Source organism: Alphaproteobacteria bacterium (assembly GCA_024244705.1).
Taxonomy (GTDB): Bacteria; Pseudomonadota; Alphaproteobacteria; order JAAEOK01; family JAAEOK01; genus JAAEOK01.
This window is the reverse complement of record JAAEOK010000088.1, coordinates 91,222-115,344: the sequence shown is the minus strand read 5'-3', so window position 1 is coordinate 115,344 and position 24,123 is coordinate 91,222. Positions and strand designations below refer to the sequence as shown.

Sequence of the window (24,123 nt, the reverse complement as noted above, 5' to 3'; positions counted from 1 at the left end):
CGAACGGGCCTTTGTCTTCATCGTCGAAGCGGAGTCCAACGACGAGTTGGACCGACTTCTGCGCAACCTGCCGGCCTGGGGCGTGCTCGAGTGGGATGTCGTCCCGCTTCAGTCCTTCGCCGGGCGCAGCGATCAGGAACGATCGATCGCGGCCGACCTGAAGAAGGTCTTGGGATAAGGCAGTAGGTCAGCGGTTCCCCGGTCAGGGTCGATATCGCGATCTCTTGGGAGCGGAACCGTCCGCCGATCGTACAAATTGGTCTCGTGTCGCTGGTTCAATCCCCGCCACCGCCCTCCGCGTTGACAGCCGAGGGCGTGCTGGTTTAAGCCCTGCCGCGCCCGCCAAGTGTTGTATGATCGGGGGTCTAGGGGCCCCGGGGAGACCGCCGTGGATCAGCCGCATGACAAGCCACAGGATACCAGCGTGCCCGCGCCCGTAGACGCGCCGGCGGCGGCCGCGCGTCCAGCGCTGTCGGTGGTGATCCCGATCCACAACGAGGAGGAGAGCATCCCGCCGCTGTGCGAGCAGCTGTTCCCGGTCCTCGACGGGCTCGGCAAGCCGTTCGAGGTGATCGCCGTCAACGACGGCAGTTCCGACGGCTCGTTCAAGGCGCTGGCCGCGGCGGCGGCCCGCCGACCCGAGCTCAAGATCGTCGATTTCCGCCGCAATTACGGCCAGACGGCGGCGATGATGGCGGGCTTCGACCACGCCACCGGCGACGTCATCGTCTCCCTCGACGCCGACCTGCAGAACGACCCGTCCGACATCCCGACCCTGCTCGACAAGCTCGACGAGGGCTACGACGTGGTCTCGGGCTGGCGCAAGAACCGGACCGACGCGGCGATCCGGCGCAACTTCGTCAGCCGCGTCGCCAACCGCATGATCTCGGTCGTCTCCGGGGTCCGGCTCAACGATTACGGCTGCACGCTCAAGGCCTATCGTCGCGACGTCATCGACGGCGTCCGCCTCTATGGCGAGATGCACCGCTTCCTGCCGATCTACGTCCACTGGATGGGCGCGCGCATCACCGAGATGCCGGTCAAGCACCACCCGCGCCAGTTCGGCCACTCGAAGTATGGATTGCGGCGGACGTTCAAGGTCATCCTCGACCTGATGGTGGTCAAGTTCCTCGAGAACCACTTCGTCAACCCGATCTATTTGTTCGGCGGCTTCGGTGTGCTGTTCATCCTACTGTCGGCGGTGTTCCTCGCCTACATGTTCTATCTCAAGTTCGTCGAGGGCATCTCCTTCATCCTGACCCCGCTGCCGGTGCTGTCGGCGGTGATCTTCCTGGCCGGGATCATGAGCCTGATGATGGGCCTCTTGGCCGAGATGCTGGTCCGCACCTATTTCGAATCACAGCACCGGCCGGCCTATCTGGTGCGGCGCAAGGTGAATTTCGACGAGGCGGCGTGATGTGCGGCCTGGCCGGCTTCGCCGGTTCCGGAGACGCGGCCGACCTGGCGCGCATGACCACGGCGCTGGCCCATCGCGGGCCCGATGGCGAGGGCTTCTATAGCGATCCCGAGACCGCGGTCCATCTCGGCCACCGCCGGCTGGCGATCATCGACCTCGGCGGCGGCGCGCAGCCGATGTGGAACGGCGACGAGACGATCGCCGTCGTCTACAACGGAGAGATCTACAACCACGTCGAACTGCGCCGCGAGCTCGAGGCGCGCGGCCATGTCTTCCGTTCCAGCCATTCCGACACCGAGGTGCTGATCCACGGCTATGCGGAATGGGGCAGCGACCTGCCGCGCCGGCTGAACGGCATGTTCGCCTTCGCCCTCTACGACCGGACGCGGCGCCAACTGTTCCTCGCCCGCGACCGTTTCGGCGAGAAGCCGCTCTATTACTATTTCGACGGCCGCAACTTCGGCTTCGCCTCGGAACTGAGCGCGCTGACCGAGCACCGGCATTACGATCGCACGGTCGACATCCGCTCGCTGCAGAAGTTCTTCGCCTACAGCTTCCTGCCGGCGCCGAACGCGCTCTATCGCCATTGCCGCAAGCTCCCGGGCGGCCATTTCCTAGCCTTCGACCTCGATAGCCGCCGGCTTTCGGTCGACCGCTACTGGCAGTTCGTCATCGAGCCCGACATCGACCCCAGCGACGAGGACGGCCTAGCCGAGGAACTCCTGGGCCTGCTCCAGCAGGCGGTGGAGCGGCGGCTGATCAGCGACGTGCCGCTCGGCATCTTCCTCAGCGGCGGCATCGATTCGAGCGCCACCCTGGCCCTCGCGGCGCGGTGCCGGGATGCGGCCGAGCTCAAGACCTTCACCATCGGCTTCACCGAGAAGTCGTTCAGCGAGCACGACTACGCCGACGCGGTCGCCAAGCGCTTCGGCTCCCACCACAGCGTCGAGGTCCTCGGCCTCGACGGCGCGCGGGCGCTGATCCCCGAGGTGCTGGCCAAGCTCGACGAGCCGCTCGGCGACGGGTCGATCATCCCGACCTATATGTTGAGCCGGTTCACCCGCCGCGATGTCACGGTGGCGCTGTCCGGCGACGGCGGCGACGAGCTGTTCGCCGGCTACGACCCGTTCCGGGCGCTCGGTCCGGCCGCGCTCTACGAACGCCTGGTGCCCAAGGCCGTCCATTCGGGGTTGCGCCGGGTCGCCGATTGGCTGCCGATCTCGACCCGCAACATGAGCTTGGATTTCAGGATCCGCCGCACCCTGATGGGGCTGTCCTACCCGCGCGCGGTGTGGAATCCGATCTGGCTCAGTTCGCTCGAGCCGCAGGACATCCGCGAGGCGCTCGAGGAGCCGCTCGAGACCGAGGAGCTCTACGCCGAGGCGCTCGAGGTGTGGCACGGCAACCGGACCGGGAACCTGGTCGACCGCGGGCTGGAATTCTATACCAACCTCTATCTGCAGGACGACATCCTGACCAAGGTCGATCGCGCGGCGATGATGGTGTCGCTCGAATCGCGGGCGGTGTTTCTCGACAACGACCTCGTCGAGTTCTGTCGGCGCCTGCCGCATACGCTCAAATACCGCAACGGCCAGGGCAAATACCTGCTGCGCAAGGCGCTCGCCAACGTGCTGCCCGACAGCGTGCTGTCGCGTCCCAAGAAGGGGTTCGGCATCCCGATGGCGGCGTGGCTCAAGCAGATCCCGGCCAACCCGCCGCTCGATCCGGTCTCGGGAGTCGATGTCGACTGGGTCGCCAAAAGGTGGCAGGAACACCGCCAGGGCAAGGCCGACCACCGCTTCCTGCTGTGGAGCTGGCTCGGCTTCCGGCTCTTCGCCGACGGCATGGGCATCGGCGGTCCCGCTCTGGCCGGAGACGCCGCCGACGCCTGATACTCGTCGGGCGGAATTACTCGGCGGCGGCCGGAAAAAACGTATCGCTGACCCGAATGACCGCACCCTCGCCGCCGTGCCACAGCACCGGCCCGCAGGAGTTCATGCGGGACAAGGTCTCGGCATCGAACACGACGATGAGGCGGATCGGATAGGCCAGCGGCGCCACGCAGCCGGTCTCGAACAGCGCGTCGCGATAGGACAGCCGGTCGTGCCAGCGCATGATGTCGGCCGGATTGATCGGCACGAATTTCCACGACACCAGGGTCGGGCGCGCGAAGCGGCGGGCGAGCCCGGCATAGGGCTGCCGCTTCTCGGCCTTGGGCTCGATCAGCACGATTTCGCCGCGGCTGCTCGCGCGCTGGACGACGTCGATCAGCGCGGCCATGCCGCCGAAGTCACGGGTGACGATATATTCCCGCGCCACGAGTGCCGCCTGGACCGCGAAGCCGAGACAAACGATCACCGTCAATGTCGCGACGAGCCTGGGTTTGAATCGCTCCGGCAACCACAGATCGACGAAGGCGACACCAATGGCGATGGTCAGGAACAGGGTCAGCGAGGCCGGCCGAAACAGGTAGAGCTTGGCCAGCAGGTGCGTATCGCGGTCGAAAAAGGCGATCGCCGACGCGAGGAAGAAGTAGGCCAGCAGGGCGAGGGCGAACAGCGGCAGACTGCGGTCGGGCGCGCGCCTGGCGAGCACCGTCATGACCGCGATCAGGAATGCCGCGCCGACCACGCCACGGACCCAGGTCCAGGTCACCGCCTCGACCGCGAAGGGGGCGATGTGGTGGGGGTTGCGCAGGGCATAGAGGACGTTGGGGTCGGGGCCGCCGGGGGCGACCGCGACGGCGTTGCCCAACTGGTCGAAGGCGACGATGACGACCAGAGGCGCAACCGCGAGGGCGTAGGCCCCCGCGAACAGAAGCAGGCGGGGCACCGGCATCTGCCGCAGGATTGCGAGGAGGAAGAACGCGAGCGTCCAGAAGCCGCCGACCAGGAAATGAAGGTAGGTGGCCAGAACCATCAGTGCCGCCGCCGGCCACCACCGCGATCGCAGCCCCAGCCCGATGGCGAAGATGACGGCGCCATAGGCATAGGTCTTGCTCTCGGCGCCCTCGAACAGCCAATCGTCGCCATGGAGCGTTTCGCCGGCGAAATCGAACAACACGACGATTGCGAGCGCGCGTAGCGCCGAAACGCCCAAGGTGCTGAAAAGAAACGCGAAGGCGGCCGCGTAGAGCGCCGCCATGACCAGCCGCAGGAGGACCTGGGTCGCCGCAAAGCCGATGGTCTCCACCACGGCGCCGGAGAACGACCTGAACAGGAAACGCGCATTGGCCTGGTCGAAGATGGCGGTGTAGGGCGAATACAGGTCCGGGTTCACGCTGCGGTGGGCGAGGATGTAATTGAATTCCTCGTTCGGGTTCCACGACACCGGCAACAGCACCAACACGGTCATCGGCAGCAGCGCCAACGCCAGGAAGCGAAAGTCCGAGCGGCGGTCGAGTTCGGCGATCCAGGCGGATACCCGCTCGCGCAGGGTCGCGCCGCCCGCCGCGGGCGCGGTCATCGATCACCTCGGGCGACGGCGACCGGGCGAACGCCGGATAGTGGCGGTGCCGGGCGGGCGTCGCGGGCGACCATCATCAAGGCTTCGCTGTGACGCGGCACGACAGGACCAGGGTTGGGTGACGGATGCGCCGGTCTTATGCCGCTCCGGCGCCGCCGGCGCAAGGCTCTAGAGCATGATCCGCGGTGGTGCCTTCGACTCGATTCTGTGGGCGAAACGCGCGCAACGGATCCCAATGTCCGTATGCCGCGCGTTGGCGGTTGTGATCGGACGGGCGCGCCCGACACACCGTATTCGACGGGGACGGCTCACTCGGCCAAAGTGATCTCTCCCTCCCATTCGGAAACGGTACGGCCACCGGACAACTGGGTCGGCCGAAAGGTGCCTTGCCCGGCAATACCCGCATACTTGCCGGTCCCGCTCAGGAGCTTCCAATGGCCGACCGATTTGCCCTGGTCTCTTTTCCAGGAACTCGTTCGGGTATCGTCACCGTCGCCGTGCAAACAGATACCTTCGCCCCAGGTCCCGCTTTCGTCCCAGAATCCGGCGCCATGGCATTCGATCGCCTCGGTTCCGAAGACACTGTCCGGCGAATGCGAAACTCCCGTGCCCTCAAACACCCAATACCCGCTGTTCTCTCCGGTCTGCCAGTTGTCAGTTTCCGAGACCAAGAAATTTGTGCCGCTGACCTTTTCACCGGCCAGCGCCGTCAGGGGAAAGAGCATGAGTATCACCGCCAATGTCATGCGTTTCATGGCTGTCCTTCTGGGTTTGATGGCGATGCAGATCAGCCTATCGCACGGCGGTAGATCGACGAAGCGGGAAGTTGGGAGATCGCTCGGGATCAAGAAACGGCGCTCACCGGCCGGCTGCGGAAGGTCCCAGCGGCCTCGTTCGACACCGTCGATCACGCACATCGCAGTTGAATGCCCCTAGCCGGTCGATTAGGGTTTTCGGACACTAACAAAAATTACACCGCTCGATCCGGCCGGAAAACGGACCGCCGAACGGCTCATGTGTCGCGCACCGGAACGGAACCGGCCGACACCTGTCTAGGGAGGAGATGGAACATGTCAACACTTCGAGCCACACAAGGAGCCCTCGCGGTAGCGGCCGCGGCGGCAATCGTCGTCGGCCTCGGGACCGGGTTGTCCCCGGCGAGCGCGAAAGAAAAGGTCACGGTCGGCTTCATTGGGCCGTTGAGCGGGGGCACCTCGTCGAACGGCCTCGGCGGGCGCAACGCGGCCGATCTCGCGGTCCAGCTGCGCAACGCCGACCCCGACGCCAAGTACGAATACGAGCTGCTCGTCCAAGACGACGAATGCAAGCCCAACATCGGGGTCCAGGCGGCGACCAAGTACGGCGCCAACAAGGACGTGATCGCCGCCACCACCCATTACTGTTCCGCTGTCGCCATCTCGACGGTCGACGTCTATCACAAGTTCGGACTGCCGATCATCGTCTGGGGCGCGGTGCTGCCGGACATCACCTACGGCAACGATTACAAAGAGGTGCATCGCGTCAACGGCACCATGATCAACCAGAATGCGACCGCCGCCGAGTTCATGACCGGGCTGGGTTACAAGACCTGGGCGATCATCCACGACACCACCGACTACGGCAAAGGCCACAACAAGTATTTCAGCGAGAACCTGGCCAAGAACGGCGGCGAGATCCTCGGCACCTTTGGCGTCACCGCCGACCAGCAGGACTTTTCGGCCGAGCTTACCAAGATCAAGGCGCTGAACCCGGAGGTTCTGTATTTCGGCGGCCTGACGCCGATCGGTGTCCGCATCCGTGCGCAGATGGAGAAGCTGGGCCTGGACGCGCAGTTCGAAGGGACCTCGGGGATCGTCTCCGATACCTTCATCGAAGGAACCGGCGACTTGGCGGAGGGCGTGCTGGCGTTCCGCGAGGGCGCGCCGACGGAGAAGCTGCCGGGCGGCCAGTTCTTTCTCGAGCAGTACGCCAAGCAGGGCTATTCCGAACCTCCGGAAGCATACGGTGCCTTCGCCTTCACCGCGATGAACCTGATTCTCGATACCATCGAGGCGGTGGGACCCGATCGCAAGAAAGTCCGCGACGCGCTCAACAACGTGAGCGGTGCCAATGCGGCCGATTCGATCACCGGCAAAGTCGACTTCGACGACCACGGCCAGAACACTATCGCAGTGATCACCAAATACGTCATCCAGGACGGCGAATGGACGATCTGGGAGGAAAGCGAATACGCCGCCGGCAAGCGTAAGCTCAAGGGCATGTAGGACCGCAATCGTCGGTGCGGCGGCCGGGCGTCGGTCCGGCCGCCCGCCATTCCCCGATCGACCACGACCCTGAGGGCGCTGCCATGGATGTCGGGCTGGTTGGCCAGCACCTCATGAACGGCCTTATGCTGGGCATGATGTATGCCCTCGTGGCGGTCGGGTTCACCCTCTTCTTCGGGGTCATGGACATCATCAATTTCGCCCACGGCGACGTGCTGATGGTGGGCGCCTTCGTCGGCCTGGCAACCTATCTCGGGCTGACCTTCGTCGGCATCGAAAACCCCTGGGTGCTGCTGCTTGCCATGATCGCGTTCGCGACCTGCACGGTAGCCGCGTTGGGGGCGCTGATCGCCAGGTTCCTGGTTCTGCCGCTCAAAAACGCGCCGCCCTTGAACACGCTGCTGATCACGCTGATGCTGGGCACGGCGCTGCACGAAGGCGTCAGGCTGTTCTATCCGCGAGGCGCCAACCCCCAGCACTTTCCGTCGCTGCTGCCGAGCACGGACTATGCCTTCGGCAACTTCACCCTCAGGGTCGACAGCGTGATGCTGTTGGTCGCCGGAATGGCGGCGATTGTCGGGCTCCACCTGCTGATCAACCGGACCAAGCTGGGGCTCGCCATCCGCGCCGTCGCCCAGGACGAGGACACGGCCAAGACGATGGGCATCAACTTCACCCTGATCGTGCTGGTCACGTTCGCCATCGGATCGGCGCTGGCCGCGTTTGCCGGCATTCTCCACGGGCTTTATTACAGCGAGATCAATTTCGCCATGGGTCTGCTGCTCGGGGTGATCGGCTTTTCGGCGGCCATCGTCGGCGGCCTCGGCAACATCTACGGCGCCATCATCGGCGGCTTCCTGTTCGCCGGCCTGCAGACGATCAGCGTCGTCGCGCTGCCGTTCGCCAGCGCCTACAAGGATGTCTTCGCCTTCGGCGTCGTCATCCTCATCATGGCCTGGCGGCCCACCGGACTGATCCGCGAGAAGGTCAGCGAGCGGGTGTAGCGGATGGACAATTCGCCGGCCAGGGCCCCGCTATTTCCCGCCATCGCCGCCGCCGTCGCGGCGGTCGTCTTTGTGATCCTGCTGCTCAAGGTCGAATCGCAGGCCGGGATCGCGGCCTTGCTGGCGGCCGGTGCGGTCGCGCTCATGGCGGCGGCCCATTTCGGCATGACGGCCCGGATCGGACATGTCTTTGCCGAACGCGACCACGTCCTCAATCTGATGATGGTGATCGGGGTCGTGGCGGTGACCGGTTTCTTCCACGAGGACCATTTCGTCCTGCTACTGGTCGCCACCGTGATCATCTACGTGATCGCCTGTTTGGGGCTGAATCTGCAATTCGGCTATTCCGGCGTTCTCAACTTCGCCGGGGCGGCGTTCTTCGGCATCGGTTGCTACACGGCGGCGGTACTGACCGCGCATACCGCGATCCCCCACCTCATCGTCCTCGTCGCCGGCGGGATCATGGCGGCGGCCATCGGATCGCTGCTTCTGCTGCCGGTGTTACGTACCTCGAGCCATTATTCGGCGGTGGTGACCATCGCCTTCGGGTTGCTGTTCAAAATCTTCTTGGAGGTCAACGACGCCCTCGGCGGGCCGCAAGGGCTCCGCGTCGAGGGCATGAGCGTGCTCGGTTGGAACTTCAACGACAACATCGAGATCGGCGACACTTTCGAGGCGTCGTTCTACGTCAATTACATCGTCATCGGACTGATCGTCCTGGTGCTGGCCTTCGCCTTCGTCAGGCGCGTGGAGCGCTCGTGGATCGGGCTCAACCTCGACGCGGTGCGGCTCGACGAGACGGCGGGCGCGTGCTTCGGGCTCAACGGCATCCGCTGGAAAATCACCGCCTTCACCCTCGGCAATTTTCTGATCGGAATCGCGGGCGCATTGTTCGCCATGATGCTGGGCTTCATCGCGCCGACCAACTTCACCTTCGGCGATTCGCTGATCCTGGTATCCATCGTGCTGCTCGGCGGCATCGGCAATCCATGGGGCCTGGCGGTGGCGACGACGATCCTGATCATCATTCCGGAGAAGTTGCAGGTGATTCAGGAATACCGTTTCCTTATCTTCGCCGCGATCGTCATCCTGATCCTGCTCTACCGTCCCCAGGGCATTCTGCCGCGGCCGCTTCGCACTTACATACCGGGATGGCGGCCGAAATGAGCGCGTCTCCTGAACCGATCCTGGTCGCTACCGACCTGTCCAAGATGTTCGGCGGCGTCGTCGCCTTGGACCAGCTGAATGTCGAGGTGTTCGAGGATCGGGTGCTCGGACTAATCGGTCCCAACGGTTCCGGCAAGACGACATTCTTCAACGTTGCCACCGGGCTCTATCCGGCGACCAGCGGCCGCGTGATATTCGATGGCCGGGATATCACCAACGGCTCGCCTCAGGCGGTTTACCGGGCCGGTATATCGCGGACCTTTCAGCGCTCGCGCCTGGCCCTGCCGCTCAGCATTTTCGACAACATCATGATCGGCAATCACAAGCGGTTGAACCAGGGTCTGTGGTTCAACCTCGTCACGCGCAAGGCCTTCCGCCAGCAATTCGAGGAGAATTTCGAGCAGGCCCGGGCGCTGGTCGACGTCTTCGACCCGCCGCTGGCCGGCCGCATGTTCGAGCCCATCGGCAACCTGCCGCTGATCGACCGGCGGCGCATCGAGATCTGCCGCGCGCTGATCTGCCGCCCGAGGCTGCTGCTGCTCGACGAGCCCTCGGCCGGCATGACCCACGAGGAAACGACACAATTGATGGATGACATCCTCAAGGTCAAACAACAGATCGCGGGCCTGACCATCATCATCATCGAGCACGAGATGGGCGTCATCGAGCGCATCACCGACAGGTGTGTCGTGCTGAACTTCGGCCAGAAGATCTGCGAGGGGCCTTATAACGAGGTGGCGGCGGACCGGCAGGTCCAGGAAGCCTATTTGGGGGTCGAATGAGCGAAGTCCGACAACAGGGGTTGCTGGTCGAGGGGCTCCATACCGCCTACGACCGGGCCGACGTCCTGGAGGGCGTTACGCTGCACGCCGAGACCGGCAAGATCACCTGTCTGCTGGGCTCCAACGGGTCCGGCAAGACGACCCTCATTCGCTCGGTGCTCGGCCTCACGCGGCCCAACAAGGGTCGGATCGTGTTCGACGGCACCGACCTCACCGGGCTCGCCACCCACAAGGTCGTCGCCGCCGGCATCGCCTGCATTCCGGAAGGCCGCCAGGTGTTCCCCAAGATGACGGTGGCGGAAAACCTGCGCCTCGGCGGCTATCAGGAATCCGCGGCCGAAGTCCTGGCGCGGCGGCTCGAGCAAGTCTACGAGACCTTTCCGCGGCTGCGCGAGCGCAAGGACCAGATCGCCGGCACCATGTCCGGCGGCGAGCAGGCGATGGTGTCGATCGGCCGCGGCCTGATGAGCGCGCCCAAGCTGTTGCTGGTCGACGAGCCCTCGCTCGGCCTGTCGCCGATCCTGGTCAAGGAGAACTTCAACATCATCCGCCGCATCAACGAGCAAGGCATCACCGTGTTCCTGGTCGAACAGAACGTGCGCCAGACCCTGGCCATCGCCGACTACGGCTACGTGTTGTCGAAGGGCCGCGTCGTCGGCGCCGGCACACCGGAAGAATTGAGTCGCACCGAGGAGGTCCATCAGGCCTATTTCGGCTGATGGGCGTGGGACCGGCCGCCGGGTCCGTGCCGCGGCGCCGGGGCCGGCGTCTTTCGGACTTCGCTGCCGTCGGCCAGGGCCGGTGGCCCAGGTTTCGAGCGCACACAAAAACTGCGATATTGGGTGACCTTTCGAGCGCGGGATACCGACCGTCATGACCCAGCACATCGGCATCGTCGCCTGTTCGGCCGAGGGCGCTTCCCTCTGCTATCGCACCATATGCGTGGAAGGCGCGGACTTGCTCGGCCCCCGGGCCCATCCCGAGGTTTCGATGCATACGCCGTCGCTGGCCGACTACGTCACCTGTCTCGACCGCGGCGACATGGCGGGCGTCGGCGAATTGATGCTCGCATCGGCCGACAAACTCGCAAGAATCGGCGCCGACTTCCTGATTTGCCCCGACAACACAATCCATCAGGCATTCGACTACGTCGCCCCGCGCTCGCCGCTGCCCTGGCTCCATATTGCCGAAATCGTCGCAGTGGAGGCCGCCGGTCGCGGGTTTCGCCGTCTCGCCCTCACCGGAACACGTTGGCTCGTGGAGAGCGATGTCTATCCCGAAAAACTGGCCGCCCACGGCTTGCAGTGCCAACGTCCCGAGCCCGCCGAAATCAACGAAATCGATCGCATAATCATGGATGAGCTGGTCAAGGGCGACTTCGAGCCGGAAGCGATTGCCTATTTCCAGCGGACTCTCGTGCGTCTGAAGCGAGCCGGATGCGATGCCGCGATCCTCGGCTGCACCGAGATCCCGCTGATCATCGACGACACGACCTCGCCGGTTCCGACACTCGATTCGACCCGACTGCTGGCGCGCGCCGCGCTCCGTCGGGCAACGCTCATCGAATAGACAATTCGAGTCGCCGCCATCGCACCACGTGAGTGCTATCTCTTCGGTGCCGGGGCCATCGCCTCATGGATGTCGATGCCCTCCGGCAGCACCAGCCAGTCCGGTTTCGAGCGCGCATAGACATAGCGCTGCAATTTGTACCAAAAGGTCGGCTGGTCGAAACTGCCGCCGGCGATGCCGCGATAGCCGGGGAGGAATTCCAGGGTCCAGGTTACGGTCGACCCGCAGACCTCGCAGAATTGGGATTCGATCCAGCGTCCGGCGTCGGAGGTGAGCCGGTAGGTCTTGAACGCCCCCTGGCTGAAAGTGACGTCTTCGTCGTTGAAATAGACCGATATGCCGAACGCGCTTCCGGTCCGGCGCTGGCACCAAGTGCACGAGCAGGCACCGACCCGCTGCGGATTCCCGGACGTGCGATAGCGGACGCCGCCGCAAACGCAGCCGCCTTCATGGATTTCAGCCACGGCGCATCTCCCTCCAGTGAAATCGTCAATCAACACCGTATCGGGCCACGGGTCATGTTCGCATTTCGGCCCGCGTTTCACGACCCATCTGCCCGAAACCGCCACAGAATTGATTCCGCAGGAACGCATAGCACCCTAGGCGGCACGCCGGGAACACGTTAGTATGGTTAATAGAATTGGCTGGTCGTCGGAATGCGCCGCCCACTTGTGCTCTCCCAATGCGGCGCCCGGCAATAGGGGAGGTACGATGAGCTTTTCGATCAAATCTGTAGCCGTGATCCTCGGTCTGGCTGCCTTTGCGTTGGCCCAGGCGCTACCCCTCGACGCGCGGGCACAGGACGCCGAGGCGCTGTTGAACGCGAAATGCTCGAGCTGCCACAAGCCGTTGGCGGATGGCGGTATTCACCGCATCAACGAGGCCCGCAAGACGCCCGAGGGCTGGTTCATGACGCTGTTCCGGATGACCAATATTCATGGCGTCAAACTGACCTCCGACGAGACCCGCACGCTGGTCACGTATCTGTCCAATACGCAGGGCTTGGCGCCGGCCGAAACCGAAGGCTATCGCTATGTCTTGGAGCGGACGCCGGGGGCCATCGATGGCGCGCCCAACGAGAATCTCGGCGCGATGTGCGGCCGCTGCCACACCTTCGCGCGCGTCGCCCTGCAGCGTCGCGACACGGACGATTGGCGTAAGCTCGTCCATTTCCATCTCGGCCAATATCCGACCACGGAGTATCAAGCGCTTGGCCGCGACCGCGACTGGTTCGGCCTCGCCTCCGACAACATGGCGACCGAACTGGGCCGGACCCAGCCCCTCGATACGCCCGACTGGGCAACCTGGAAGGACCGTGCGCCGACCGATCTCTCGGGGATATGGATCGTCGTCGGCAGGCAGCCGGGCAAAGGCGCCTATGACGGCTCGATGCAGGTTACCGCCAGCGGAGACGACACCTACGATGCCATCCTGGCGATACAATTTGCCGACGGCCAGACCGCCGAACACAAGGGCACCGCGATCGTCTATACCGGTCACGAATGGCGCGCGAGCAAGCTTGGACCCGACGGTCCGGTGCGCCAGGTTCTGGGCGCCTCGGAGGATGGCGGTATGCTGACCGGGCGCTGGTTCCTGCGCGACAACGATGTCATTGGCGGCTCGATGAAGGCAGTTCGCGTCGCCGGTGCGGAGCCACAGATTCTGGCCGTCAACCCACCCTATATCAAGCAAGGCGGGTCGGTGCAGGTCACCATCATCGGGCTCGGCATGGATGGCGAGCCCCAACTCGGCGCCGGCGTGACGGTCAAGAATATTATCGCGCAAACTTCAGAGAAGATCGTCGCCGAGATCGAGGCCGCCGCCGACGCCGCCGTTGGGCCACGTGGCGTCAGTGCCGGCGAGGCCAACGCGCCCGACTCGTTCGTCGTCTACGATAAGGTCGACCGCGTCGCCGTGCTGCCGGAAACCACGATCGCGCGGGTCGGCGACGGCGGCGGGCCGATCGCGTCGGTGCCGGCCCAGTTCGAGGCGATGGGATTCATGGCCGGACCCGACGGCGAGGGCGGAACCGATGACGACATCGCGATTGGTGTCATGCCGGCGACCTGGTCGACGTCGAACTTCGACGCCACGGCTGAAATGCTGAAGGACACGGAATTCGCCGGCACCATCGACCAGGGCGGCCTGTTCTCGCCGGGAATCGCCGGCCCCAATCCGGCGCGACCGATGAGCACCAACAACGCCGGCAACCTCAATGTCGTTGCAACCGTCGACGACGACGGTAACCCGGTCGAGGGGGCGGCACACCTGTTCGTCACCGTGCAGCGCTATATCGATCCGCCGATCCGCTGACCAGCGACAACGGAGAGTCCAGATGTCGGGATTGAGCCTCGTCGCCCATAACGTCCACGATGTTGCTATCGACGGTAGGCGCGTGCTGTTTCACATTCCGACCACGTCGTTGTTCGAGATGGACGACGTCAGCGGTGCCGTGCTCGATCTTTTCAAGTCGCGGGCCGCGGTGACGCGGGAGGTCCTGCGCACTCAGTTCAAAGGCCGCTACCAGCGGGCCGAGCTGGAAGAGACGATCGACGGCTTCCTCGAACTCGACATCGTTCGTGACGTCCGCGCCCAGGACCAGGCGGTGCGTCCGGTGAAGGTGGAGAACTTCCCCCTCAGCACGATGATTCTGACCGTCAATACAGGCTGCAACCTGGCCTGCAACTATTGTTACAAGGAGGATCTGACCTCTCCCGACAAGGGCCAAAAGATGGAGTTCGAAACGGCGGTCAAAGCCTTCGAGCTGCTACTCGAACGGGCCCGTGACCGGGCCCGGGTGAATCTCGTCTTTTTCGGCGGTGAGCCGCTCACCAATCTGCCGCTGATCAAGCAGATGGTGGACTACGCCGAGCGCCGCGGCGCCGAGGTCGGGAAGACCGTCGATTTCAGCCTGACCACGAATGCGACCTTGTTGCGCGAGGAGATCGTCGACTATCTCGACGCCCACCGCTTCGGCATCACGGTCAGCATGGACGGGCCCAAGGCGCTTCACGACAAATACCGCAAGACCGTCGGCGGCAAGGGCTCCTACGACGCCGTGGCGAAGAACGCGCGCATGCTGCTGTCGCGCTACCGGTCGCGCCCGGTGGGCGTTCGGGTGACGCTGACCCGTGGCGTCACCGACGTCATCGGTATCCACGACCACTTGAAGAACGACATCGGATTCTTCGAAGTCGGTTTTTCGCCGGTGAGTTCGGGCGACATTGCGCAATTCAACCTGGACGCCGACGAGCTGGCGCAGGTCTTTCACGACATGAAGGTGCTGGGCGAAACCTATACCGAGGCCGCGCTTCGGGACGAGAATATCGGCTTCTCGAATATGCATCAGCTGATGAACGATCTCGTCGAAGGTACCAAGAAGGCTCTGCCGTGCGGCGCCGGCCTCGGCATGCTGGCCGCCGACAAGGATGGCGGCCTCAACTTGTGCCACCGCTTCACCGGCTCGAAGCTGCCGACTTTCGGTTCGGTCGATGACGGGATCGACGAGCCGGCGCTCGCCGATTTCCTCGAACAGGCCCAGGACAAATCCGAAAAGGGCTGCGCCACCTGCCGCATCCGCAACATCTGCGCCGGCGGTTGCTACCACGAATCCTATGCCCGCTTCGAGGACCCGCATTCGCCGGTCTATCACTATTGCGAGTTGATGCGCGATTGGGTCGATTTCGGAATCTCCGCCTACGGTCGGATCATGGCGGGAAATCCCGGCTTCCTGAAGCGCCACGTCGAACCACGGAGGACACGTTATGAAACACCTTAAGCCGATGAACGCCAAGGCGGAGCGGTTCGTGGAGGCCGCCGAGCAGGGCAAGGCGGACGAGGTTCAGTTGATGCAGACCGTCGCCGGCTGCACGGCGACCTTGGACCCTGGTTGGGAGGTCGATGCGTTCGGCGGCGTGGCTGCCCTCTGTCAACCGATGGAGGCCGACCTCTATGGTTGCGCCGATCCTTGCTGGTGGCCGGCACAGGTGGCGGATACGCTCAATACCTATCCGGAATGGAACGCCGGCGCCCCGGCGGCCCAGAGCGATTGGCGCAAGTTGCAATCGGTCTTCCCGGACGAAATTTGACCGCCCGGCAGGTTGACGGACCGATGACGAAGAACGAACGGGGACGCGTGATGAGTACCAGGAATCTGACCAGGACATTTGCTACGGCCGGTGCGGTTGCCATGTTGTTTGGCGGTGCCGCCGATCTTTCGGCGAAAGACTACCTCCTGACCGGGATCAAACCCGACAAGTTGATCCTGATCGACGCCGGCGCGCGCAAGATCGACAAGGTGCTCGAGATCCCGAACGCGGGGCCCGGCATGACCACGATTACGCCGTCGCCGGACGGCGCGACCGCTTATGCAATCGTCAATCGGTGGGAAAGCATTTCCGGCATCGACCTCGATAGCGGCAAGCAGGTCTTCCGCGCCGAGTTGTCGGGCGGCGAGATGCGCGGCAAGGCGATGTTCGGCATGGACATCTCGCCCGACGGCAGCGAGCTCGCGGTCTATGTGTCGTCGGTCAAGCTCGGACTTGGCGAGTATGAAGTTCAGCCAACGGAGATCCGTTTCTTCGATCCCAAGGCGGGTATCGATGCCAAGCCAATCCGCACAATTCCGGTGCCCCGTCAGGTCACGGTATTGTTCTACTCCGCGGACGGCACCAAACTTTACGGTATGGGCCGCGCCCTCTACGTCATCGATCCCCAGACCGGCGACATCATCGAGGATCACAAGACCCAGGCCTGGGACCGGCCCAATTTCTACCCCCCCGATGTCCTCGACGTGTGGAGCCAGTGGGAGCAGGCCATGGTCTTTTCGACGCCCTATTATACGGCGCGGAGCGACATGAGCCTCGAGGACCCGGCGGCCTACTGGACCGGTATCCTGACGCTCGATCTCGAGACGGGCGCCTTCGCGCTCAAGGATGTCGAGAATACCGAGGTGTTCTATTTCTCGTCGGTGGTCAATCCGATGAACCCGAATCAGGTGTTCGGCGTCTACAACACCCTAGCCAAGCTCGATATTGCTGAAGGCAAGTCCCTGGGCTCGGTCGAGCTCGATCACAGCTACTACGACATCAATATGTCGAGCGACGGCAAGGAGGTTTATATCGGTGGCACCCTCGGCGATGTCGCCGTCTACAACGCCGATACGCTCAAGAAGATCGGCGAAATCAAGATGCCGGGGGAAGCGAATCAAGCTCTATCGACCCTGCGCGTTATTCGCAAATAGACCGGTCGAACGACGACCGGCCCGCGTACAGGCGCCGCTCCATCGGCTTCCATCGAAGACGCCCTAGACCGGCGTCCGCGTAGACGAGATGTTTCAGATGGTCGACGTTCTGCTGTCGATCGCGCCGGTGTTTGCGCTGATCGTACTCGGCCATGTATTGCGCCGCCTCGGCTTTCCCAGTTTCGAGTTTTGGAACATCAACGACAGACTCGTCTACTGGGTGCTGTTTCCGGCGCTGCTATTCTCCAAAACCTCGACCCTGTCGTTCGCCGGCGATCTGGTCGGCGACTATGCCATCGTCATTCTCGGCGGTTTCGCCGCGGCGACGATCTACGGCCTCGCCATGGGTCGGGCGCTCGGCTTGGGCGGGCCCGCCGCGAGCTCGGTCCTGCAAGGCGCCGCGCGCCACAATACCTTCATCGCCCTGGCCGTTTCCGAGCGCCTGTTCGGCGGCGAGGGCTTGGGGCTGGCGGCGGTGGCGACATCGCTGCTGATCCCGGTCACCAATATTGTCATCGTCTCGTGCATGGTCGGACTGATCCATGCCGGCGGCGGCCGGAAATTCGGCGCCATCTTCGTCCGCGAACTCCTGCGCAACCCGCTGATCGCGGCGGTCGGCCTGGGCGTCGCGGTCAATGTGACCGCTATCGGCCCGATTCCGATCCTCAACGATGCCACCGCCATCCTCGGCGCGGCGGCGCTACCGGTGATGCTGCTCTGCGTCGGGGCCAGCCTTCACCGCGAAGGCATCCGCGGATCCTTGCTGCCTTTTGTCGCGACCGGGTTCGGCAAGCTGCTGGTCTTCCCGCTGGTCATTATGGGCCTGGCGCTGGCGCTTGGTCTCCACGGCACGGCCGCCATGGTGGCGATGATCTACGGCGCGGTTCCGACCGCGTCCTCGGGCTATACGCTTGCCCGTCAGATGGGCGGCGACGCCCACCTGATGGCCAGCATCATCACCTTCCAAACGGCGATCGGCTTTGTCACCATGCCGCTGACGATTTTGGCGGCGGGACTGGTGTTTGGTTAGCCCGGCCTATGCCCCTTGTCACCGGACCTTGGTGCGGCGAAGGTATCGGCCATGACCGATCGTCGTACTCTGAATTGGCTGTTCGGATTCGTCCGTCCCCATGTTGCGCGCCTGGGCATCGTCTTCGTGTTGTCCCTGGCGGCGGCGCTGCTTTCCCTCGCCCAGCCCTATATCACCAAATATCTGATCGATGACGGCCTGATCGCCGGCGATTTCACAGTTGTCGTGCTGGCCTGCGGGTTGATGATTCTCGTCGCGCTGATTGGTACCGCGCTGGGCGCGTTCAACCGTTGGCACTACATCACCGCGTCGAGCGGGATCCTGTTCGCCCTGCGCGAGAGCGTGTATCGGCATTTGCAGATTCTGTCGCCAAAATTCTTCGCCCGTACGCGAGGCGGCGATCTGATGGCACGCCTCGACGGCGATGTCGCCGAGGTCCAGCGCTTCGCCGTCGATTCGGCGCTTGCATTTCTCAACGGCATTATCGGTTTGGCCGGCGCCGTGGTGCTGATGATCGTGTTGAGCCCGCTCCTGTCCCTGTTCGCCTTCGTATTGTTGCCGGTGCAGTTTTTGTTCCTGCGCATCATGCGGCCGCGCATCGAATCGTGGACGCGAATCTTGCGGGAACGCGCAAGCGACGTCTCGGCCTTCTTCTTCGAGACCCTGGGGGCAATGAAATTCATCCAGTCGGTGGCCGCCGAAAAGCGCGAGGCGGCGCAATTGTCCACGCTGCAGGATCACTATTTCCAGATCCTCAGGCCCCTGCAGATGCTCAATTTCGCCACCGCTTCGGTGCCGACCTTGCTGACCCTGCTGAGCACCGCCTTGGTTTTCATCGCCGGCGGCTATCTGGTCATCGAAGGGTCGCTTACGCTCGGCACGTTGATCGCCTTCACCGCCTATCTCAGCCGCGCCACGGGCCCGGTCCACACCCTGCTTGGCCTCTACGTCGCCATGAAGCGCGCCCAGGTCAGCCTCGGCCGGGTCGCCGAGATCACCGATGCCGAGCCGGCGGTGCGACCGCCGGCGTCGCCCCAGGCCTTCCCGTCCGACGCGGTCGGGCATATCGTGTTCGATGGGGTCCGCTTCGGCTATGATCCGGAGCAGGCGCCGATTCTCCGCGATGTCACGGTCGACATTCCCGGCGGCTCCAAGGTCGCCGTGCTCGGCGCTTCGGGCGCCGGAAAAACGACCTTGATCGATCTGCTGCAGCGCCATTACGACCCGGATTCCGGCGCCATCGCAATCGACGGCAGCGACCTCCGAACCTTGGCTTTGGACGAGTTGCGGCGGCGCGTCGCCGTCGTCGCCCAGGACACGGTGCTGTTCGCCGGCACCATTGCCGACAATATCCGCTATGCCGCACCGGAGGCGGACGAGGCACGAATTCGCGAGGTCGGACGGCTCGCCCTGGTCGACGCCTTCGCCGACGAGCTGCCCGACGGCTACCAATCCCAGGTCGGCAGCCGGGGCACGCAGCTCTCGGGAGGCCAGCGCCAGCGCATCGCCATCGCGCGCGCTCTGCTTCAGGACCCGTTGGTCCTCATCCTCGACGAAGCGACGACCGGCATCGATCCGGAATCGGAACAGGCCATCCGTGCCGCCATCGACCTCTTGTTCGCCGGCCGTACGCGCATCGTCGTCAGCCATCACTCGACGATCGCGGACGATGCCGACCGCGTCTTCGAGTTGAGCGATGGGCGGCTCGTCGAGCGGGCGGTGAAAGCTTTGGCCGGGTCGCGGTGAGTATGACGGTCGCGGTCGGTATTCTTGATAGCGGGGTCGGTGAGGAGATGTCACCCCTCGTCGCGGCCGGACGGGCCTTCGTCCTCGACCGTTCGGGGGAGGTGGCGTCATCGAACGATATCGGCGATCTCCTCGGCCATGGTGCCGAGATGGCCCGGATCATCATCGAGCAGGCGCCCGGGTGCCGTTTGATTGTCGCCCGCGTCTTCCACCACACTTTCACATCCCAACCGCAAACCGTGGCCGCCGGGCTCGACTGGCTCGTCGACCACGGCGCCCGGCTGGTCAATATGAGCTTCGGTCTCGGCGAGGACCGCGCGGTCTTGCGGCACAGCGTCGCGCATGCGCTTTCGGCCGGGACCATATTGGTCGCTTCGGCGCCGGCACTCGGCAGCGCGGTCTATCCGGCATCCTATGACGACGTGATCGCGGTGACCGGCGACGCCCGCTGCGGGCCGGGCGAGATTTCCGATCTCGGTGGCGACCGTGCCGATTTCGGCACCTATTGCGGCGATCCCGACCAACGAAAGGGGCGGCCGGTGATCGCGGGCGCCAGCATCGGCGCCGCCCATTTCAGTGGTCTTGCGGCCGATCTCCTCGACCGGCAGCCTGATTTGGATCGCCAATCCGCGACCGCTCATTTCCGGGCCACGGCCATGTTCGGAGAGGATCCCCGCCGGCGCCGCCCTGGACTCCGGTGATGCTGGGCGGGCTGCGAGAAATGCTCGGTAACGATCGCATCCGGGCGCCGCTGTTCTGGGCGGTGCTGGCCGCCCTGACCGCCGCCGCCGTCGGGCTCGGCCCGGTGATCGAGCGGTCGTGTCTCGCGGCCGGGCTGTTGTCCGCGGTGGCGGCTTCCGTCGCTGCACCATCGCGGCGCGGCCTCTTGGGCGCAACCGCTTTGGTGTTTCTGACCGCGGCCGGCCTCAGCCTGTCGTTCCGCCTGCTCGGCGACGATTTTTCGTACTCCTACGTCTGGTTGCTCAGCGCGCCCGAGCTGGCCTGGTACCTCAAGCTCTCCAATCTGTGGGCCGGGGAGGCGGGCACCCTGCTGTGCCTCGCCCTGGTCGGCCTCGTCATGGCGCGCCGCCTGTCCCGCTACGACGGCTGGGCGGGTCCGGGTGCTTTCGTCGTGGCGGCATTCTTCATCGCCGGGACGCTGATCTGGGATCCTTTCGCTCAAACCGGCGCGGCGCAGCTGGCGAGCGCGGTGAGCCTCGGCATGAACGCCCATTTGACGCGGATCTGGATGGCGGTGCATCCGCCGCTCGTTTTCGTGGCGACGATGCTGTTGCTGGCGCCGGTGGGATCGGCGCTGCAGGCGATGGCGACGGGCACCGGCGCTTGGCGTCCGATATCCGACCGCTACAGCCGTGGAGCCTGGCTCATTCTGTCGGCCGGCATCGCGTTCGGCATGTGGTGGGCCTACGAAGACTTTGCCTATGGCACGGTCTGGCACTGGGACCCGGTGCAGACCGCCAGCTTCGTCGTCTGGTGCCTCTTGACCGCCCAGCTCCATGCCCAAAAGCGCTACCGCACCGACGGCGCCTTCGGCCTAATCCAGCCGCTGATGGCGTTGCTGGCGGCGGCGGCGATCGTGGTGTCGATGATCGTCACCCGCAGCCCCGTCCTCGCGTCCTCCCACCGCTATGTCGGCGATACCTCGCTGCCGCTGCTGGGCGTCCTCTTGGGCGCGCTGACCCTGGCCGTCGTCGCCGCCTTGATCTATCGCTGGCGGCGAGGTTTCAAGTGGCGCCCGCCGGCCGGCGAGAAGGAAATCCTGATCTGGCTGGCGATGGTGCTCTTCGCCGGGGCCGGCGCGATCGGTCTCGGCCAGATCGCCTTCGCCTATGGCAGCGCCTATTTGGACCTGCCGCGACCGTCGAACCTCAAACCATTCTTCGAGACGCTGACCCGGTTCGCCCATGGCGGCGAGATCGAGTCGTTGCGTCGCGCATTCGCCCAATGGGACATCGACAATTTTTCCACCAACGCTTGGTTGGCGCCGCTCGGCGCGGTGGTCGGCTTCGTCGGCGGCCATTATTTCCTACCGCTGGCGGGGCGCTGGCGCTGGACTTGTTCGGTTGGCGCGGTTGCCCTCGCGATTGCCTTGGCCTGGTTCCTCGAACCCTTTGGCGGCTTCTACAAAGGCACCGGGCTGACCTCGAGCAACACGGTCGCCATCTTCCCCTGGCTCGACGTCATGATCGTGGCCGCATTTTATCTGGCCGCCGCGGTCGTCGCCTGGTCGATCGCCGCCGCGGTGCGAAACGGCAGCCGCCGTGCTTACGCCTATTACGGGCCGGTCGCCTTGATCCACGCCGGCGCCATGATCGTGGTCGGCGCCGGGTTGGCCGCCACCGTGCTCGATAGCTATACCCAAACCATGGTGCAATTGCCCCGGGACTTCGGCAAACAGCTCCGCTTCCCCGGCGGCTATTCCTTGCGGGTCGGGCTCACCGAATCCGACTGGAAAACGGATGGTGCCCGCGCCAACGGCGGCGACGCCGCGTTTCACGCCATCGCCCGTGTCGAATGGGCGCTGACCCGGGACGGACAAGTGGTCGAGGCCGAGACAGGGCACACCGTCTACCGCGATCAAAGGCCGCCCTATAGCGACGAGATCGGACCGGTTCGCATGATGTGCGAGATCGTCGACTACCGCTATGCCCGCTATGCCAGCGACGATCGCCAGATGATTCACCCCTTCATCTCGCGCGGCTTGTGGCGCGACGTCCAGGTTTGGTTCCCCGCGGTCAGCTATCCGTCGCGCCTCGATGCGACCGAGGGCAGCCTCGGCGAGGGCAGCGGCACCGCGCCGATGGTATTGAAAGTCATTCCGGCAATGTCGTGGATCTGGATCGGACTGTGTATGGTGATCGGCGGATTCGCCCTGCTCTATCTGTTCGAGTGGCGCCGCCCCACCGACCGCGAGGCCGCGGAGAACAGCCTTTAGAGTCCGACCAGGTGAATCTGATGGGGCGGCCCATCGATCAGGATGCCGCGATAACGAAGCCAGTTTAACGCCACCGCGACCCCGTCGGCGTCCGCGTCCAGACTTGCGGCGGCCCGATCGGTGAGATCGGCAATCGATCGACCCTGCTGACTGACAATGAAGCGGGCGAGATCGATCACCGCCACGCCGGCGATACGCCAAACGCCGCGCGGATGATCGGGTGTAACGCAGACCTCGCGGGCGACAACCAAGCCGTTCTCGACCACCGGGTTGAGTTCGACACGCGGCGGCGCGGAGCGAAGCCCGCCGTGGGCCGGCGCGTCGTCGGGCCATGCCGCGCGGGCACGCCAGAAGGGGTTTTTGGGCCACCGGGTCTCGAGCCGGTAGAAGTCGCGCCCAACCCGGCAATAACGTCGGAACGCCTCGCACTCACGCTCTGTATAGAACGCCTGTGCCAGCGCGGCGTCGCCGGTGCCGGAGAGCATGGTGTGGACGGCCGCTACTGCGGCGAGTGCCGAGCCGAAGGCCTCGAAAACGCCGTTGCCGGACAGCGGATCGACGGCGACGGCGGCGTCGCCGACGCGGATCTTTCGGTCGCCGATCAATTCCTTGGCCAACCAAGCGGTCGCGTTGCGCGTCATCGGCTGTCCGGCCGGATCCCCAAGCGGGACCATACCAGCGGCAGGACCGAGCGCCGCAACCCGGGCATCGAAAAAGGCATCGAGTCCGGGGCGCTTGGGAAGCGCGCCGGCGCTGCCGTCGAGAAAGAACTGCAAATAGCCGATGCCATCGCCTGTCGATACGTACCACACCCAGCCGTCCGCAAGCGCGGCGACGATTGTCTCGGGCCGAGGCGGTATGCCGGTCATCTTGCGGATCAGCGCCGTTGTTTCGGGACCGCGTTGGGCGCGACCATGGGGGTGTGGTGCGCGGCGGCCCCGGGCCTCGACCACGAACCGGCACCGCAGTCTGCGCGCGATGCCGCCGGAATGCCGATAGCCGATCACGGTGTCGCCATCGCTCATGTCGATGCGGCCGACACGGCCGGCAATCGCCGTCACGCCGCGCGCACTGGCGTCGCTGAGCAGGCCGGCATCGAAGGCCTTGCGTTCGGTCACCGATTCGCGATTTCGCGCCGCGCTCTCGCCATTCCAGATAGGGAGGCGCTCGACCCGCGGCCCCACCGCGGCAAGCGCATTCCGGCACTCATAGGTGGACAGGAATTCGATAACGCGGTCGGACAGGCCTTCGACGGTGAGACGCGCACGCGGCGTCGAAAGGATCGCCACATCGTACCCGCGTTCGCGCAGCAGCAGAGCGGTCAAGCATCCGGCCGGTCCGGCGCCGAGCACCGCGATATCGAACTCTTTCATGATCGTCCTGACGGCAGTGTCGTGGAATGAATGCCGTCATCTTGGGATGGAGATCGCATCGAAACAAGGCCGATCAGCCGACGCCACTCGATCGGCTCGCCGGCCTCC

General features: G+C 64.7%; 21 protein-coding genes. 17 read left to right on the top strand and 4 right to left on the bottom strand.

Annotation, left to right across the window (positions count from 1 at the left end; genetic code table 11):
- From GY791_17590 to asnB, 3 genes are all read left to right on the top strand, one after another.
- The coding region (locus GY791_17590; protein ID MCP4330241.1) for a hypothetical protein at positions 1-178 on the top strand (178 nt) is incomplete at its 5' end.
- Positions 179-388: 210 nt separating this feature from the next.
- The gene (locus tag GY791_17585; GenBank protein ID MCP4330240.1) at positions 389-1,417 is read left to right on the top strand and encodes a glycosyltransferase family 2 protein; all 1,029 of its coding nucleotides are present in this window, start codon (positions 389-391) and stop codon (positions 1,415-1,417) included.
- Positions 1,417-3,309 carry an asparagine synthase (glutamine-hydrolyzing) gene (gene asnB, locus GY791_17580; GenBank protein ID MCP4330239.1) on the top strand — a complete coding sequence of 631 codons (1,893 nt, stop codon included), beginning with the start codon at positions 1,417-1,419 and terminating at the stop codon, positions 3,307-3,309. Before GY791_17585 ends, asnB begins: the two co-directional genes overlap by 1 nt.
- A 16-nt stretch (positions 3,310-3,325) precedes the next feature.
- Here asnB and GY791_17575 read toward each other — a convergent pair whose 3' ends face one another.
- Together GY791_17575 and GY791_17570 are read right to left on the bottom strand one after the other, a co-directional pair.
- Positions 3,326-4,882: a hypothetical protein gene (locus GY791_17575; GenBank protein MCP4330238.1), complete on the bottom strand. Its 1,557-nt coding sequence runs from the start codon at positions 4,880-4,882 to the stop codon at positions 3,326-3,328.
- A gap of 308 nt (positions 4,883-5,190) precedes the next feature.
- On the bottom strand, positions 5,191-5,637 hold the full coding sequence (locus GY791_17570) for a hypothetical protein (protein ID MCP4330237.1): 447 nt from the start codon (positions 5,635-5,637) through the stop codon (positions 5,191-5,193).
- A 315-nt stretch (positions 5,638-5,952) separates the two neighbouring features.
- Between GY791_17570 and GY791_17565 the strand changes: the two genes are divergently transcribed.
- The 6 genes from GY791_17565 (at position 5,953) to GY791_17540 (ending at position 11,668) form a co-directional block, all read left to right on the top strand.
- Complete coding sequence (locus tag GY791_17565) at positions 5,953-7,146, top strand: branched-chain amino acid ABC transporter substrate-binding protein (protein MCP4330236.1); 1,194 nt, start codon at positions 5,953-5,955, stop codon at positions 7,144-7,146.
- A gap of 83 nt (positions 7,147-7,229) precedes the next feature.
- Positions 7,230-8,150 carry a branched-chain amino acid ABC transporter permease gene (locus GY791_17560; protein MCP4330235.1) on the top strand — a complete coding sequence of 307 codons (921 nt, stop codon included), beginning with the start codon at positions 7,230-7,232 and terminating at the stop codon, positions 8,148-8,150.
- Between the two features lie 3 nt (positions 8,151-8,153).
- Positions 8,154-9,317, top strand: a complete 1,164-nt coding sequence (locus tag GY791_17555) for a branched-chain amino acid ABC transporter permease (protein ID MCP4330234.1) — start codon at positions 8,154-8,156, stop codon at positions 9,315-9,317.
- Complete coding sequence (locus GY791_17550; GenBank protein ID MCP4330233.1) at positions 9,314-10,099, top strand: ABC transporter ATP-binding protein; 786 nt, start codon at positions 9,314-9,316, stop codon at positions 10,097-10,099. Before GY791_17555 ends, GY791_17550 begins: the two co-directional genes overlap by 4 nt.
- Positions 10,096-10,818, top strand: coding sequence for an ABC transporter ATP-binding protein (locus GY791_17545; protein MCP4330232.1), 723 nt, complete (start codon positions 10,096-10,098; stop codon positions 10,816-10,818). Before GY791_17550 ends, GY791_17545 begins: the two co-directional genes overlap by 4 nt.
- A gap of 154 nt (positions 10,819-10,972) precedes the next feature.
- Complete coding sequence (locus tag GY791_17540) at positions 10,973-11,668, top strand: amino acid racemase (GenBank protein ID MCP4330231.1); 696 nt, start codon at positions 10,973-10,975, stop codon at positions 11,666-11,668.
- 35 nt (positions 11,669-11,703) lie between these two features.
- Here GY791_17540 and GY791_17535 read toward each other — a convergent pair whose 3' ends face one another.
- Positions 11,704-12,132 (bottom strand): GFA family protein, encoded by a 429-nt coding sequence (locus GY791_17535; GenBank protein ID MCP4330230.1) that lies wholly within the window; start codon positions 12,130-12,132, stop codon positions 11,704-11,706.
- 247 nt (positions 12,133-12,379) lie between these two features.
- On the opposite strand from GY791_17535, the gene peaA reads away from it, so the two are divergent.
- The 8 genes from peaA to ccsA all read left to right on the top strand — a co-directional run bounded on the left by peaA (position 12,380) and on the right by ccsA (position 22,642).
- Positions 12,380-13,981 (top strand): quinohemoprotein amine dehydrogenase subunit alpha, encoded by a 1,602-nt coding sequence (peaA, locus tag GY791_17530; GenBank protein MCP4330229.1) that lies wholly within the window; start codon positions 12,380-12,382, stop codon positions 13,979-13,981.
- A gap of 22 nt (positions 13,982-14,003) precedes the next feature.
- Positions 14,004-15,446, top strand: coding sequence for a quinohemoprotein amine dehydrogenase maturation protein (peaB, locus tag GY791_17525; GenBank protein ID MCP4330228.1), 1,443 nt, complete (start codon positions 14,004-14,006; stop codon positions 15,444-15,446).
- Positions 15,433-15,756 carry a quinohemoprotein amine dehydrogenase subunit gamma gene (gene qhpC, locus GY791_17520; protein MCP4330227.1) on the top strand — a complete coding sequence of 108 codons (324 nt, stop codon included), beginning with the start codon at positions 15,433-15,435 and terminating at the stop codon, positions 15,754-15,756. Before peaB ends, qhpC begins: the two co-directional genes overlap by 14 nt.
- Before the next feature lie 50 nt (positions 15,757-15,806).
- A complete protein-coding gene (gene peaD, locus GY791_17515) occupies positions 15,807-16,910 on the top strand; it encodes a quinohemoprotein amine dehydrogenase subunit beta (protein ID MCP4330226.1) in 1,104 nt (367 codons plus the stop codon).
- A 97-nt stretch (positions 16,911-17,007) separates the two neighbouring features.
- On the top strand, positions 17,008-17,940 hold the full coding sequence (locus tag GY791_17510; GenBank protein MCP4330225.1) for an AEC family transporter: 933 nt from the start codon (positions 17,008-17,010) through the stop codon (positions 17,938-17,940).
- A gap of 51 nt (positions 17,941-17,991) precedes the next feature.
- Positions 17,992-19,686 carry an ABC transporter ATP-binding protein gene (locus tag GY791_17505; GenBank protein ID MCP4330224.1) on the top strand — a complete coding sequence of 565 codons (1,695 nt, stop codon included), beginning with the start codon at positions 17,992-17,994 and terminating at the stop codon, positions 19,684-19,686.
- 2 nt (positions 19,687-19,688) lie between these two features.
- The gene (locus tag GY791_17500; protein MCP4330223.1) at positions 19,689-20,387 is read left to right on the top strand and encodes a S8 family serine peptidase; all 699 of its coding nucleotides are present in this window, start codon (positions 19,689-19,691) and stop codon (positions 20,385-20,387) included.
- The gene (gene ccsA, locus GY791_17495; GenBank protein MCP4330222.1) at positions 20,387-22,642 is read left to right on the top strand and encodes a cytochrome c biogenesis protein CcsA; all 2,256 of its coding nucleotides are present in this window, start codon (positions 20,387-20,389) and stop codon (positions 22,640-22,642) included. Before GY791_17500 ends, ccsA begins: the two co-directional genes overlap by 1 nt.
- On the opposite strand, the gene GY791_17490 is transcribed toward ccsA, so the two are convergent.
- Entirely contained in the window at positions 22,639-24,015 is a 1,377-nt protein-coding gene (locus GY791_17490) for an FAD-dependent oxidoreductase (GenBank protein MCP4330221.1), read from the bottom strand. The two genes, ccsA and GY791_17490, sit on opposite strands and share 4 nt — an antisense overlap.
- Positions 24,016-24,123: the final 108 nt, after the last annotated feature.

Excerpts from the sequence above, each read along its gene's own strand:
- peaA (MCP4330229.1), top strand. The coding sequence starts at position 12,380 with ATGAGCTTTTCGATCAAATCTGTAGCCGTGATCCTCGGTCTGGCTGCC.
- peaB (MCP4330228.1), top strand. The coding sequence starts at position 14,004 with ATGTCGGGATTGAGCCTCGTCGCCCATAACGTCCACGATGTTGCTATC.
- GY791_17575 (MCP4330238.1), bottom strand. The coding sequence starts at position 4,882 with ATGACCGCGCCCGCGGCGGGCGGCGCGACCCTGCGCGAGCGGGTATCC.
- peaD (MCP4330226.1), top strand. The coding sequence starts at position 15,807 with ATGAGTACCAGGAATCTGACCAGGACATTTGCTACGGCCGGTGCGGTT.
- GY791_17565 (MCP4330236.1), top strand. The coding sequence starts at position 5,953 with ATGTCAACACTTCGAGCCACACAAGGAGCCCTCGCGGTAGCGGCCGCG.
- GY791_17510 (MCP4330225.1), top strand. The coding sequence starts at position 17,008 with ATGGTCGACGTTCTGCTGTCGATCGCGCCGGTGTTTGCGCTGATCGTA.
- qhpC (MCP4330227.1), top strand. The coding sequence starts at position 15,433 with ATGAAACACCTTAAGCCGATGAACGCCAAGGCGGAGCGGTTCGTGGAG.
- ccsA (MCP4330222.1), top strand. The coding sequence starts at position 20,387 with ATGCTGGGCGGGCTGCGAGAAATGCTCGGTAACGATCGCATCCGGGCG.
- GY791_17545 (MCP4330232.1), top strand. The coding sequence starts at position 10,096 with ATGAGCGAAGTCCGACAACAGGGGTTGCTGGTCGAGGGGCTCCATACC.
- GY791_17505 (MCP4330224.1), top strand. The coding sequence starts at position 17,992 with ATGACCGATCGTCGTACTCTGAATTGGCTGTTCGGATTCGTCCGTCCC.
- asnB (MCP4330239.1), top strand. The coding sequence starts at position 1,417 with ATGTGCGGCCTGGCCGGCTTCGCCGGTTCCGGAGACGCGGCCGACCTG.
- GY791_17555 (MCP4330234.1), top strand. The coding sequence starts at position 8,154 with ATGGACAATTCGCCGGCCAGGGCCCCGCTATTTCCCGCCATCGCCGCC.
- GY791_17560 (MCP4330235.1), top strand. The coding sequence starts at position 7,230 with ATGGATGTCGGGCTGGTTGGCCAGCACCTCATGAACGGCCTTATGCTG.
- GY791_17570 (MCP4330237.1), bottom strand. The coding sequence starts at position 5,637 with ATGAAACGCATGACATTGGCGGTGATACTCATGCTCTTTCCCCTGACG.
- GY791_17550 (MCP4330233.1), top strand. The coding sequence starts at position 9,314 with ATGAGCGCGTCTCCTGAACCGATCCTGGTCGCTACCGACCTGTCCAAG.
- GY791_17500 (MCP4330223.1), top strand. The coding sequence starts at position 19,689 with ATGACGGTCGCGGTCGGTATTCTTGATAGCGGGGTCGGTGAGGAGATG.
- GY791_17540 (MCP4330231.1), top strand. The coding sequence starts at position 10,973 with ATGACCCAGCACATCGGCATCGTCGCCTGTTCGGCCGAGGGCGCTTCC.
- GY791_17490 (MCP4330221.1), bottom strand. The coding sequence starts at position 24,015 with ATGAAAGAGTTCGATATCGCGGTGCTCGGCGCCGGACCGGCCGGATGC.